Consider the following 13,275-nt stretch of genomic DNA (forward strand, 5'->3'; position numbering starts at 1 on the left):
CACCCTAACCCTCTCCCGCAAGCGAGAGAGGGGACCGTTCGGTGGAGGATGAAACTTCAGCGTCAGCCGGTACGGTCGGCTCCCTCTCCCTGAGGGAGAGGGCTGGGGTGAGGGGGATACGCAGGCACGATCTTGCCCGTGGAAACCGTTGCTCTTACACCGTCCGGCAGAGGGTCGTCGCCCGCCGCAACGGCAGGCAGCACAGCGCACCTACCAGCAAGGCCCCGGCAGCGGTGCCCAAGGCCGGGATGAAACTGCCGGTCAGGCCGTGCAGGCCGCTGGCAACGAGAGGCCCGACGATCTGCCCGACGCCATACAACGCGGTCATCGCCGCCAGCATGTTGAAGCGCACCTGGCTGGCCGCCGCGCGGGCCGCCGGCATGGCGATGGTCACGGTGCCCATGAAGCTGCCGCCCACCAGCACCGCGCTGCCCAGGTAAAGAACGGCCGACTCACCCAGCGCCGGCAGCATCACGCCCAGCGCCTGCACCAGCAGGTTGAGCGCCAGCGCGCGGCGGCTGCCGAGCTTCAGGTGCAAGCGGTGCCAGAGGAAGCACGACGGCGCCGCACCCAGTCCGAACGCTGCCCAGACCTGCAGCGGGTCGATGGCGCCGAGGCTGCTCTTCATCAGCAGCGGCAGGTAGGTGGCGGTGATGATGTAGCCGAAGCCCGCCAGCCCGTAGACCAGCAGGATGATCGGCGCGCCGATCTGCGGCGACAGGCCTTCGGGGGACGCGGCATGCCGCGCGGTGGTAGGGGCCGAGTGCTGCAGCGCCGGCACGGCCAGCAGTGCCAGCAGCAGTCCGGCCACTGCCAGCACGCACCAGATCGCCGCGCTGCCCAGGCCGAAGGCGTTGCCGGCGACGATCAGCTCCGCCGAGACGAGGATGCCGATACCCACGCCCGCAAACATCATCGGCGCGCCGTGGGTTTCGCCCATGCATTGCAGCAGCCATTGCGCCGCGCCGACCAGCGCCATGGCGCTGAGCACGCCGGCCAGCAGGCGTACGCCAATGGCGAACCCGGTCGGCGCCGGAATGGCCATCGCGGCCAGGGCGACCAATGTACCGGCCAGGGCCAGTACGCTGATGCGCGCGGCATGGCGCTCATGGCTGCGCGCCAGGAGCAGGGCGCCGAGCAGGTAACCGGCGTAGTTCGCCGAGGCGGCCAGCGACCCGCCGGTGACACTGAGCAGGCCGTCGCGCACCATCAGCGGATAAAGGCCGGTGAAGGCGAAGCGGCCGAAGCCCATCCCTACGGCGAGGATCAGCGCCGCCGAGAATGCGGCGGGCAGGCGGCGCGAGGCGTTCACGGACGGGCCTCCAGGGTTTCCCGCAAGCGCCGGAAGGCGCCGGTGGCGTAGCCGTCGCGCCAGATCAGCAGGGTGTCCACTTCCAACATCGACACAACCTGCAGGTTCGGCGTTTCCCGTTGCAGTTCCAGTACCGAGCGCGGCAGCACGCCGATGCAGGAGCCGGCGTTCACGCAGGCGAGGATGCCGTGATAGGAGCCTACTTCCTGCACCGCCAGCGGCGCGCCTTTCAACCAGCGCTCGGCCAGCAGGCGATAGGTGCAACCTCGGGTGAAGCCAGCGAGGGTGCGGATTTGCACATCTTCAGGCTTGCTTACCGGCGGGTGGTTGCCGGGCAGCACCAGCAGCAGTTCCTCGCGGAATACCGGTGCGGCGCGCAGGCCTCGCTCCAGCGCCGCCTCGAAACCGGGTTCGGCGCGCAGGATGTCGGGGTGGGCGATCAGCGCGCAGTCGAGCTGGCGGTTCAGTACCTCGTCCAGCAGCTTCTGGCTGTGGCCGGTGCCGACCCGCAGTTCCACCTCGGGATAGTCGCGATGGAAGCGCGCCAGGGGCTCGGGCAGGCGGCTGGCGGCAGTGGCCTCCATGCTGCCCAGGCGCAGGCTGCCGCTGGCGTTGTCCGGGTGCAGCGACTGGCGCGCCTCGGCGGCCAGGGCCAGCAGTTGTTCGGCGTAGACCAGGAACTCGCGGCCCTGGTCGGTCAGCGTCATGCGCTTGCCGTCGCGCAGGAACAGCGCCGCGCCGAGGTCGTCCTCGAGCTGGCGGATACGCGTGGTGACGTTCGACTGCACCCGTTGCAGGCGGGCGGCGGCGCGGGTGACGCTCTGTTCCTCGGCCACGCAACGGAAGATTTCCAGGCTGGAGAGATCCATGATCAATCTTTAGTAGAGAATGTGTTGCGACAAATATTCTCTCCGTGAGATGGTAAGTCAAGCGGCGATACTGCCGGATCGACGACGAGGACCCCGTCATGCGCATTACCGAACTGCTCGGCATCCAGCACCCCATCATCCAGGCGCCCATGGTCGGCGTATCCACGCCGGCACTGGCGGCGGCGGTGTCCAATGCCGGCGGCCTGGGCTCCATCGGCCTGGGGGCGAGCAACGCCACCCAGGCCCGCGCATTGCTGGAGCAGACCCGCGCGCTCACCGACAAGCCGCTGAACCTCAACCTGTTCTGCCACCGCCCGGCCCAGGCCGATCCGGCGCGGGAATCCGCCTGGCTGGAGCACCTGCGTCCGCTGTTCGCCGAGTTCGATGCGCAGCCGCCGCAGCGAATCACCGAGATCTACCGCAGCTTTCTGGAGGACCCGGAAATGCTGGAGTTCCTCATCGACGCGCGCCCGGCTGTGGTCAGCTTCCACTTCGGTCTGCCGCCGCAGGGCTGGATCGACCGTCTGAAGGCCGCCGGCGTCCGCCTGCTGGCCAGCGCCACCTGCCTGGAGGAAGGCCGCGCCATCGCGGCGGCTGGCCTCGATGCCATCGTCGCCCAGGGCTATGAAGCGGGCGGCCATCGCGGCGTGTTCGAGCCGGAGAGGGACGCGCGCATTGGCACCTTCGCACTGGTGCGTACCTTGTCGGAGAAGGTCGATCTGCCGGTGATCGCAGCGGGCGGGATCATGGATGGGCAGGGTATGCGCGCGGTGTTCGAACTGGGTGCCGAAGCGGTGCAACTGGGCACCGCCTTCATCCTGGCGCCGGAGTCCTCGGCCAATGCCGCCTACCGCGCGGCGCTGCGCAGTGAGCGGGCGGAGCGTACCGAGGTGACGGCAGCCATTTCCGGTCGGGCGGCGCGCGGGATGGTGAACCGGCTGTTCACCGACGTCGGTAGCGCGGATGCGCCGACACTGCCGGATTATCCGATCACCTACGATGCAGCCAAGGCGCTGACGGCCGCGGCCACCGCCAAGGGCAACACCGACTTCGCCGTGCAATGGGCCGGGCAGGGCGCGCCTCTGGCGCGGGAAATGCCGGCGGCGGAACTGGTGAGAACTCTCATGGCCGAGTTCCGTGTCGGTCCTGGCACTGGTGCCGGCCTGTAGGAGCGAGCTTGCTCGCGAACGGATTTCCCGATCACGCCAGCGTCAAGCGGTTCGCGAGCAAGCTCGCTCCTACAAAAGCGTTGGCTATGAGCGGCTGAATCAGCGGGCACTGACGGCGCCTGCGGGCTTCTCCCGTGGCCGCCAGAGCTCGGCCAGCAGCACCCCGGCCAGGGTCAGGGCGCCGCCGACCAGGTGGTAGCTGGTCAGCCGCTCGCCCAGTACCACGGCGGCGATGGCGGCGGTCAGCACCGGCAGCAGGTTGAAGAACAGCGACATGCGGCTCGGCCCCATGCGCGCCACGCCCTGCATCCAGGACAGCGCGCCGACGATCGAGGCGAACAGGGCGGCATAGAGCACCAGCGGCAGGTTGGCGGCGTTCAGCCCCTGGTGCGGCGAAGCCAGGTAGAGCGGCAGCAGCGCGAGGATCGCCACCAGTACCTGCAGGTAGAGCATCACCAGCGGTGGCAGCGGCAGGGCCCACTTCTTCAGCAGCACGCCATAAACGCCGTAGGCGAGGGTGGCGACGATCATCATGCCGTCGCCCAGGTTCACACCGTGGCTGAGCAACTGGTGCGGGTTGCCCTGGGTGATCACCAGTAGCACGCCGGCCAGCGAGACCAGGGCGCCGAGCAGCGCCGCGACACTCATCCGGTGGCCCAGCAGCAGGGCGGCGAGAGCCAGGGACATCAACGGCATCAGCGACAGGATGATGCCCATGTTGGTCGCCGAGGTCAGTGCGGCGGCGTAGTAGGCCAGGCATTGGTAGACCGCCATGCCGAGCAGGCCGAGGGTGACGATCTTCCAGAGGTTGGCGCGGATCGTCGGCCAGTGTGCAAGGGTGGCGCGCAGCAGGAAGGGCGTCAGCAGCAGGCCGGCCAGCAACCAGCGAAAGAAACCAATCTCCGCTGGGGCGATCTGCCCCACGGCGAGCTTGTTGACGACGGTATTGCCGGACCAGATGACCACGGCCAGCAGGGGGAACAGGTAATTCATGGTGGAACGCTTCCGGGGATAACGGTGCGTATTGTCCGCCCGTCCGAATCGAGACGTATAATGAAATTCGGACAATCCACCCCGGCATTCGGACATGACCCGCGCACTCTTGCTCCCGCTTCCCGGCATCGACCGGCTGCCCGCCGATCTCTACTTCCGCTACGACGAGTTCGACGCCGGCACCCACTCGCCCAGCCATCGCCATGCCTGGGGCCAGCTCAACTACGCCTCCCACGGCGTGATGGAACTGGAGGTGGACGGCCAGCGCTTCCTCTCGCCGCCGCAGTACGCCGTATGGGTGCCGCCGGGGCGGGAGCACAGCTGCTACAACCGCCAGGCCATCGTCTACCGCTCGCTCTACGTGTCCACCGAGCTGTCGCGCAAATTGCCGGCGTCGCCCTGCACCCTGGCGATCAGCGACATCCTCAAGGCCATCCTTTCCGACTTTGCCGCGCGCCAGGTGAATATCCCGCAAAGTGACGCGGACCGCCGTCTGGCGGAAGTGGTGATTGACCAGTTGCAGGCGGCGCAGCCCCACGACGACTACTTGCCCTACGCCAGTGGCGGTGCGCTGGGCGAGGTGCTGGCCGCCCTGCAGGCCGAGCCCGGCGACAACCGCACGCTGGCCCAGTGGGCCGAACACGTGCACAGCACCGAGCGGACCCTGGCGCGGGCCTGCCAGCGGGAGCTGGGGATGTCTTTCGGGGAGTGGCGCCAGCGCCTGCGGTTTCTCGCCGCGATCGAGGCACTGGCATCGGGGGAAGGGGTGCAGCAGATCGCCTTCAACCTGGGCTACAGCAGCCCGTCGGCGTTCATCGCGATGTTCCGCCGGCTCTCCGGCACCACGCCGGAACAATACCGCGCGACCTTCCGCGCGCTGGAGCAGGCGTGAGGGGCTGAGCGCGCCTACACGTAGGGCGTATAACGTTCGACGTTATACGCCGTTTGACCGTGGTTTCAGGGCGCTCCGGACCCCGGTCCCGAAGGCGCCTGTAATGCAGGCGTACCGGCGTACAACCGCGAACGGTTGTACGCCCTACGGGATCAGCCCAGGTTTTCTTCCAGGGCCAGCAGTTCTTCCACGCGCTGGCGACGGCGGATCAGCCTGGCATCGGCACCTTCCAGCAGCACCTCGGCGATCAGCGGACGACTGTTGTAGTTCGACGACATGGAGGCGCCGTACGCGCCGGTGTCGTGGATCAGCAGCAGGTCGCCAACCTGGGCGCGCGGCAGCGCGCGGGGGATGACCACGCCGCCATCGCCCTGGGTGAACACGTCGCCGGACTCGCAAAGCGGGCCGGCCACTACGGTGTCGATCACCTCGCGGCTGGCGGCGTCGCCGGCCAGCACGCTGATGCCGTGGTAGCTGCCGTACATGGACGGGCGCATCAGCTCGTTGAAGCCGGCGTCCACCAGCACGAAGTGGTTGCGGCCGGCGTCCTTGGTGGCACGCACTTCGCTGAGCAGGCAACCGGCCTGGGCGACCAGGTAGCGGCCCGGCTCGATTTCCAGGTGCAGCCTGTGGCCGACCACGCCTTCTGCGGCCTTGCGGGCGTTGTCCCAGAGCTGGAAGTAATGCGCGGTGTCCACTTCCGGATCGCCGTCACGGTAGGGGATGGACAGGCCGCCGCCAGCGGAAATCCCGGACAGGTCATGGCCGGCGTCCTTCACCAGGCGCACCAGGCCGAGCATGGCCTCGCCGACCTGGGCCAGGTGGCCGTAGTCGACGCCCGAGCCGATGTGCATGTGCAGGCCCACCAGGCGCAGGCCGCGCTCGCGGATCACGTCCAGGGCGGCGTGCAGGTCGCTGTGCCAGATACCGTGCTTGGAGTGCTCGCCGCCGGTGTTGGTCTTGTTGCTGTGGCCGTGGCCGAAACCGGGGTTGATACGCAGCCAGACCGGGTGGCCGGGGGCAACTTCGCCCAGCTGGCGGAGCATGTCGATGGAACCGGCGTTCACCGGGATGCCGTGCTCGACCACGGTTTCCAGGGTGGCGCGGTCCAGCAGGTCGGCGGTGAAGACGATCTCGGATTCATCCTCGCGGCACGAATAGCCGGCGGCCAGGGCGCGCAGCAGTTCGCCCTGGGACACGGCGTCGACCTTCACGCCCTGTTCGCGCATCAGGCGCAGGATGTGCAGGTTCGAGCAGGCCTTCTGGGCGAAGCGGATGATGTCGAAGCTCTTCAGGCGCTCGATCTGGCCGCGGATGGTGGCGGCGTCGTAGACCCACAGCGGGGTGCCGAATTTAAGGGCGAGCTGTTCGGCGCGGGGCAGGGCGAGGAAGGGCATGAATGAGCTCCGAAGGTAGATGGCGCTAGTCTACCGGGCGTTTCGAAGATCAGATAATGCTGCTTTTTGCTTTATTCATTCAAATTGGATATAGGATGCAGTCCACGCCAGCCTCGCGCAGGCGGGCGACCAGTAGCGCAGCTTCCTCCCGCAGCGCCTCCACGAAGCGTTCGCGCAACGGCGTGGCCGGGCGGTAAAGCGGCTTCACCAGGTTGACCTGGAAGGGCAGCGAGAACGCCAGCGGGCGCAGCTGGATGCCCTGGCCCTGGAACATCAGCGCGGTGATCGGGTTGACCACGGCCACGCCCAGCCCGGCACGCACCATGCTGCACACGGACACGGCACTGTGAGTTTCCACCTGCATCTGCCGTTGCACGCCGGCCGCGAGGAACACGTTGTCGATCAGGTGCCGGTAGTGATCGCCCGGCGCCAGGCTGACGAAGGGTTGGCCGGCGAAGTCCTCCGCCTGCAGACGCTGGCGGGCCAGCAGCGGGTGGCTGTCCGGAAGGATGCACACCTCGTCCACCGCCAGCAGCCGCTGCAACTCGGTGCCGCGCGGCGCTTCCTCGTTCTCGATCAGGCCGATGTCGTGACGCTGGGCGCTGAGCTGTTCTTCCAGATAGGGGGATTCCAGCGCCGCCACTTCCAGGCTGATCGCCGGGTTGCCCAGGGTGAAGCGCTTGCAGGCTTCCGGCAGCAGAGCCTGGGACAGCGCCGGCAGACAGCCGATGGAGAACTTGCCCTCGGCGAACTGCCCCAGGCTCCCGGCGAAGGCGACGATGCGGTCCAGCCCGGTGAAGGAGCGCTCCACCTCTTCGAACAGCATCAACGCCCGCGCCGTCGGCGCCAGCCGCCCGCGCTCGCGCAGGAACAGCTCGAAACCGATCAACTGCTCCAGTCGCGCCAGCTCGCGGCTGACCGTGGGCTGGCTGGTATGCAGGAACGCCGCCGCGCGGGTGACGCTGCCGGTGGTCATGACCGCGCGGAAGACTTCGATGTGGCGGAGGGTGATCATGGGGCTGGCCGAAGGGGAGATAGCGGGAGGGTAAGGGGCGCGGGCTCTGCGGGCAAATTCTGATGTCTTGAGGGCCATTGCCTTCAGACCCTTCCTGACAAGATCGGCATCACGCTATAGCATTGCGCCACTATTTTGTGGGTGGACGCAGGATGCGCAAGGTTCTGGTTTGGTTGATGGGGATGGCGCTGGTGGTCGTCACGACGCTGGCGGTGGCGGGCAATACGCCTTGCTCCGGCAGCAAGGGTGGCATCGCCCGCTGCCAGGGCGAGCTCTTCCTGTGCAACGATGGCTCCATCAGTGGCTCGAAGAAGAGTTGCCCGGCCTATCTGGGTGGAGGCAGTTCCACCGCGCCTTCACTTCAACGCTTCTCTGCCGATGATGGTTCCTGCTCCTGCAGTAGCGGCACCTTCTGCACCGGCCCGCGCGGTGGGGTTTATTGCCTGACGCCCAGTGGCAACAAGAGCTATCGGCGGAAATAGTCATGGAGGGTGGATAACGTCTAAGGCGTTATCCGCCGTCTTGTTCGGTGTTTCCGCGCCGCTTCGGCGTGGGCTGAGAGATTTTGTTTCGCCCCCTCGGGCGACCTCCTTTGGCAAACGACCCAAAGGAGGCAAAGGTCTTGCCCCTGCATCCGGTTTTTCGCTCAGGCGAAAAATTCCCTCGCTCCATCGAAGTTTCAGGGGCCCGCGTCGACGGGCCATCCCTGGCCCAACGACGCTCTCGCGGCATCCATGCCGCTCAACCCCTGAAACTCCGATTCCACTCGGCCTCCTGAAGGGGCGCTCCGGCGCGTGCGGATGCTGCTCTGGAAGTCTTTAAATCCAGAGCCAGAGCCAGAGCCAGAGCCAGAGCTATGCGGTGCGTATGCTTTCGTAGGAGAGATGGGGGGCGCCTAGCCCTTGTCCGCGAAATCCATCGCGGCGAAATTCGTGCTGACAGGGACGCGCCTGGGTTTATCGCCCACCTGTAGGAGCGAGCTTGCTCGCGAACCGCCCAACACCGATGCGGCCGGAAAATCTGTTCGCGAGCAAGCTCCTACGAAAAGCAGCCGGCACACAACCCGTAGGGCGCATAACGCGCAACGCTATCCGCCGTGATGGGGGCTGCGAGATTCGTTTCGCGTAGCTGTTCTCAGTGGAAATCCCGACTCCGCACATCCAGCCCCTCCAGCAACTCGCTCAAATCCGTCAGCCGCCCGGCGATCACATGGCAAACGCCGTCCTTGGCTTCCAGGGTGCCGTCCACCTGCATCAGACGGGCGCTGAGGAAGGGGCGGCGCTGGCGTTCGGCGAGGTCGCGCCAGACGATCACGTTGATCATGCCGAACTCGTCTTCCAGGGTGATGAAGGTGACGCCGCTGGCGGTGCCGGGTCTCTGTCGGCCGACGACGAGGCCGGCGACACGTACCGGGCGCTCGGTCTCCAGGCGGGCGAGATCGCGTGAACTACGGCAGCGGCGGGCCCTGAGCGCGCCGCGCAGCAGGGCCAGCGGGTGCGGGCCGAGGGTGGTGCCCAGGGTCTCGTAGTCGGTGAGCAGGTCTTCGCCACGGCTGGGCAGCGGCAGGCTGACCGGCGCTTCCTCGGTGACCTGGCCGGCAAACAGCGGCAGTTGCGGCTCGACTCCGGCAATCGCCCAGCGCGCCTTGTGCCGGTGGCCCGCGAGGCCGCGCAGGGCGCCAGCATCGGCCAGCTGTTCGCGGGCGCGGCCGTCGAGATTGGCGCGAAGGCAGAGGTCGGCGACATCGCGGAACGGCTGCTGTGCGCGGGCTTGTACCAGGGCCCCGGCTGCCTCTTCACGCAGTCCGCGCACCATGCGCAGACCCAGGCGGATCGCCGGCTGGCGTCCGGGGATGGGCTCCAGAGTGCAGTCCCAGTGGCTGTGGCGCACGTCCACCGGGCGGGTTTCCAGGCCGTGGCGGCGGGCGTCCTGTAAAAGCTGGTCGGGGCTGTAGAAGCCCATGGGCCAGCTGTTGATCAGGGCGCAGGTGAAGGCCGCCGGCTCATGGCATTTCAGCCAGCTGCTGGCATAGGTGAGCAGGGCGAAGCTGGCGGCGTGGGATTCGGGGAAGCCGTAGCTGCCGAAGCCCTTGATCTGCTCGAAGATGCGCGCGATGTACTCCTGTTCGTAGCCCCTGGCGGTCATGCGCTCGAACAGCTTTTTGCGGTGCGGCTCCAGCCCGCCGTGGCGCTTCCAGGCGGCCATGGAGCGACGCAGCTGGTCGGCTTCGCCAGGCGTGTATTCGGCGGCAATCACCGCCAACTCCATCACCTGTTCCTGGAACAGCGGCACGCCAAGGGTGCGCTCGAACACCGGCTTGAGTTCCTCGGAGGGATAGTCGACCTCTTCTTCCTCGTTCCGTCGCCGCAGATAGGGATGCACCATGTCGCCCTGGATCGGGCCGGGGCGGACGATGGCCACTTCGATCACCAGGTCGTAGAACTTCTTGGGCTTGAGGCGCGGCAGCATGGCCATCTGCGCGCGGGATTCGATCTGGAACACGCCAATGGTGTCGGCGCGGCTGATCATTTCATAGGTCTTGGCGCACTCCTGCGGCAGTGTGGCGAGGGTCCATTGCTTGCCGCGATAGTCAGCGATCAGGTCGAAGCAGCGGCGCAGGGCGCTGAGCATGCCGAGGGCGAGCACGTCTACCTTGAGCAGGCCGACGGCGTCGAGATCGTCCTTGTCCCACTGGATCAGGGTGCGCTCGGGCATCGCGGCATTCTCCACCGGCACCAGGGTTTCCAGCGGTTGCTGGGAGATGACGAAGCCGCCGGGGTGCTGTGACAGGTGGCGGGGAAAGCCGACCAGTTGCGAGGTCAGGGCGAGGACACGGCGCAGGATCGGACTCTCCGGGTCGAAACCGGCTTCCACCAGCCGTTCCGAGGATGGCGGCTTGTCGCTCCAGCGGCCGCAGCAGGCAGCCAGCGCGCCCACCTGGTCGGGCGGCAGGCCGAGGGCCTTGGCGATATCGCGGATCGCGCCGGCGCTGTGATAGGTGCTGACCACGGCGGTCAGCGCGGCGCGCGAACGGCCGTAGCGGCGGAATATGTACTGGATGACTTCCTCACGGCGCTCGTGTTCGAAGTCGACGTCGATGTCCGGCGGCTCGTTGCGTTCGCGGGAGATGAAGCGCTCGAACAGCAGCTTGGCCTTGGATGGGTCCAACTCGGTGATGCCGAGGGCGAAGCAGACCACCGAGTTGGCTGCTGAACCTCGCCCTTGGCAGAGGATTCCTTCTTTACGCGCAAAGGCGACGATGTCGTGGACGGTGAGGAAGTAGCTGTCGTATTCCAGCTCGGCGATCAGGGCGAGTTCATCTTCGACGCGCTTGCGGACTTCGGCATCGGCGCCGTCCTTCCATCGCTGCAGAATGCCTTCCTCGGTCTTCTCCCGCAGCCAAGTGGTGGGCGTGTGGCCTTCGGGCACCAGCTCGCGCGGGTAGTGGTAATCCAGATCATCGAGATCGAAGGTGCAGCGCCCGGCAATCTTCACCGTCTCCTCCAGCAACTCGGCGGGGTAGATCGACGCCAGCGCCTCCCGCGGGCGCAGATGGCGTTCGCCGTTGGGATAGAGATACTGCCCGGCCTCGGGCACCGGCAGGTGCTGGCGGATGGCGGTCATGCAGTCCTGTAGGGCGCGGCGGCCGCGGGCATGCATATGCACGTCGCCGCAGGCCACGGCGGGGATGCCCAGGCGTACGGCCTGTTCCAGCAGGCGGCGCAGTTTGCCGGCGTCGTCCGGCCCCTTGTGCAACTCGACGCCGAGCCACAGGCGTTCAGGAAACAGCTCCCGTAGCCAGCGGCCGTCGTTGTCTCCGTCGTCTCGCGGCAGCCAGATCGCCAGCAGGTGGTCGAGGTTGCCGTCGAAGTCCGCGCGCACCAGGCGATAGCTGCCTTTCTCCGCGCGGCGGCGGGCGTGGGTGAGCAGGCGGCAGAGGTTCTCGTAGCCGCTCAGGTTCTCCGCCAGCAGCACCAGCTTCGGGCCTTGCGAGAGGCTCAGCTCGCTGCCGGTGATCAGGGGAATCTCGGTTTCTTTCGATGCCTGCCAGGCGCGTACGATGCCAGCGAGGCTGCATTCGTCAGTGATTGCCAGGGCGCGGTAACCCAGCTTCTTCGCCCGCGCGAACAGCTCGGCCGCGCTGGAAGCGCCGCGCTGAAAGCTGAAGTTGGACAGGCAGTGCAGCTCGGCGTAGCCGATGCCTTCATCCGGCACGTTCATGCGAACCAGCCGTGCAGCAGCAGGGGGCCATCGTCGCCTACCGGGCGGAACGCCCAGGCGCGCTGGCCGCTGCGGGTGCGTAACTGGTAGTAGTCACGGCGGATGTCCTCGCCATCCCACCAGCCGGATTCGATGCGTTCGGGCCCGGCCAGCAAGGTCGGGGCGAACTCGCGCAGTGGCTGCGGTTCCGTCAGCAGCCAGCCGGGGCGCGGGACGTCGGCGATCGGCAGGCGCGGGGTGGAATGGTCCTGCCAGGCGCGCTCCGGGCGATGCTCGGCGAGGCCGCCCAGGCCGTGCACGGCGTCGTCGCCCAACCGTGCGCGCAGGCGTTCGCGCAGTTGCTCCCAGGGCTGCGATTGCTGTGGGCGATCGTCGAAGAGCTCGCGGTGCTGCGGCACGAAGGGCGGCAGGTCGTCGGCCACCAGGCGCACGCTGTGCACCGGGGCGCGCAGCTGCAGCTGCTCCAGGCGGCCACGGGTCAGTTCGAAGAGCATGGCCGCCTCGCGTTCAGCGCTGAGCAGGCCGACGGGCATCTGCGAGTCGCTGCCTTCGTGGTGTTCCAGATAGAGGATGAAGCGCTGCACGCCGCTGTCGCGCCCGGCGAGGAAGGCGGCGAGATCGGCGGTCAGGCGGCGCAGCGGGAACAGCAACGCCTGGGTGGATTCCACGTCGAAGTTCAGTTCGATACGCGATTCGAAGCGGTCTGGCGGCCGGTAGAACTCTAGGGCCAGCGGGCGCTGGCCGAGCAAGGTGTCGACCTGCCGCAGCACCTGCGGTGGGAAGCGCCGGGCCAGGCTTTCGCGGGGCAGGGCGAGTAGTTGTTGCAGGCTGCGCAGGCCCATGCGGCCCAGCGAGGTGGCGGCGTCGCGGTCCAGGCCGAGGCGCTCCAGGGGCATCCTGCCCAGGCACTGACGCAACTGCTCGTTATCGTGAATCGCCAGCCCGTCGTGGCCGTTGGCGAGGATGCGCGCGGCGGCCGGGTTGGGCGCGGCGGTGATGCGATGGCGGAAGCCCAGGCCGTTCAATTCTTCGCGCAGGCGCGCCTCGAAGCGCGGCCAGGGACCGAACAGTTGCAGGCTGGATTGCACCTCCAACAGCAGTGCGCGCGGATAGTGCTGGCTGACCTGCGAGCTGAAACCGTAGGCCCAGGCCGCCAGCAGGTTCTGCCAGTGCTCCACTTCGCGCAGGTCGTATTCGGCGGTGGTGAAATCGCGGCTCAGAGCCTGGGCTGCGGTGAGCGACTGGCCGGGCTTGAGGCCCAGCGCCCGCGCCGCCGGGTTCACCGCCTGCAAGACGCGGCGCTGGGGCGGACCGGCGAGCAGCGCCAGGGCGGCGTCCGGCTCGGCACGACCGCGCAGTACGCCGTCCATCGCCAGCTGCGGTAGAAGAATACAGGCCCAGAGCATG

Annotated in this window: 10 protein-coding genes; 3 read left to right on the top strand and 7 right to left on the bottom strand. The window is 67.5% G+C overall.

Features of this window, described 5'->3' with window-relative positions; all coding sequences use genetic code 11:
* Positions 1 to 154 precede the first annotated feature (154 nt).
* On the bottom strand, positions 155 to 1,312 hold the full coding sequence (locus O6P39_RS12540) for a YbfB/YjiJ family MFS transporter (RefSeq protein ID WP_275611645.1): 1,158 nt from the start codon (positions 1,310 to 1,312) through the stop codon (positions 155 to 157).
* Positions 1,309 to 2,181: a LysR substrate-binding domain-containing protein gene (locus O6P39_RS12545; protein ID WP_275611646.1), complete on the bottom strand. Its 873-nt coding sequence runs from the start codon at positions 2,179 to 2,181 to the stop codon at positions 1,309 to 1,311. Before O6P39_RS12545 ends, O6P39_RS12540 begins: the two co-directional genes overlap by 4 nt.
* A gap of 98 nt (positions 2,182 to 2,279) precedes the next feature.
* Between O6P39_RS12545 and O6P39_RS12550 the strand changes: the two genes are divergently transcribed.
* Positions 2,280 to 3,350, top strand: coding sequence for a nitronate monooxygenase (locus O6P39_RS12550; protein ID WP_275611647.1), 1,071 nt, complete (start codon positions 2,280 to 2,282; stop codon positions 3,348 to 3,350).
* Positions 3,351 to 3,449: 99 nt separating this feature from the next.
* Here the strand turns inward: O6P39_RS12550 and O6P39_RS12555 are convergent, their stop codons facing one another.
* Entirely contained in the window at positions 3,450 to 4,343 is an 894-nt protein-coding gene (locus O6P39_RS12555; RefSeq protein WP_275611648.1) for a DMT family transporter, read from the bottom strand.
* 94 nt (positions 4,344 to 4,437) lie between these two features.
* Between O6P39_RS12555 and O6P39_RS12560 the strand changes: the two genes are divergently transcribed.
* The gene (locus tag O6P39_RS12560; protein WP_275611649.1) at positions 4,438 to 5,235 is read left to right on the top strand and encodes a helix-turn-helix transcriptional regulator; all 798 of its coding nucleotides are present in this window, start codon (positions 4,438 to 4,440) and stop codon (positions 5,233 to 5,235) included.
* A 152-nt stretch (positions 5,236 to 5,387) separates the two neighbouring features.
* Here O6P39_RS12560 and lysA read toward each other — a convergent pair whose 3' ends face one another.
* The gene (lysA, locus tag O6P39_RS12565) at positions 5,388 to 6,632 is read right to left on the bottom strand and encodes a diaminopimelate decarboxylase (protein WP_275611650.1); all 1,245 of its coding nucleotides are present in this window, start codon (positions 6,630 to 6,632) and stop codon (positions 5,388 to 5,390) included.
* A gap of 79 nt (positions 6,633 to 6,711) precedes the next feature.
* A complete protein-coding gene (locus O6P39_RS12570) occupies positions 6,712 to 7,647 on the bottom strand; it encodes a LysR family transcriptional regulator (protein ID WP_275611651.1) in 936 nt (311 codons plus the stop codon).
* A 152-nt stretch (positions 7,648 to 7,799) separates the two neighbouring features.
* Between O6P39_RS12570 and O6P39_RS12575 the strand changes: the two genes are divergently transcribed.
* Complete coding sequence (locus O6P39_RS12575; protein ID WP_275611652.1) at positions 7,800 to 8,129, top strand: hypothetical protein; 330 nt, start codon at positions 7,800 to 7,802, stop codon at positions 8,127 to 8,129.
* A gap of 652 nt (positions 8,130 to 8,781) precedes the next feature.
* Here O6P39_RS12575 and O6P39_RS12580 read toward each other — a convergent pair.
* Positions 8,782 to 11,868, bottom strand: coding sequence for an error-prone DNA polymerase (locus tag O6P39_RS12580; protein WP_275611653.1), 3,087 nt, complete (start codon positions 11,866 to 11,868; stop codon positions 8,782 to 8,784).
* Positions 11,865 to 13,274: a DNA polymerase Y family protein gene (locus tag O6P39_RS12585; protein WP_275611654.1), complete on the bottom strand. Its 1,410-nt coding sequence runs from the start codon at positions 13,272 to 13,274 to the stop codon at positions 11,865 to 11,867. Before O6P39_RS12585 ends, O6P39_RS12580 begins: the two co-directional genes overlap by 4 nt.
* Between the last annotated feature and the right edge of the window lies 1 nt (position 13,275).

Origin of the sequence: Pseudomonas sp. PSE14 (assembly GCF_029203285.1) — a bacterium.
Taxonomy (GTDB): Bacteria; Pseudomonadota; Gammaproteobacteria; order Pseudomonadales; family Pseudomonadaceae; genus Pseudomonas.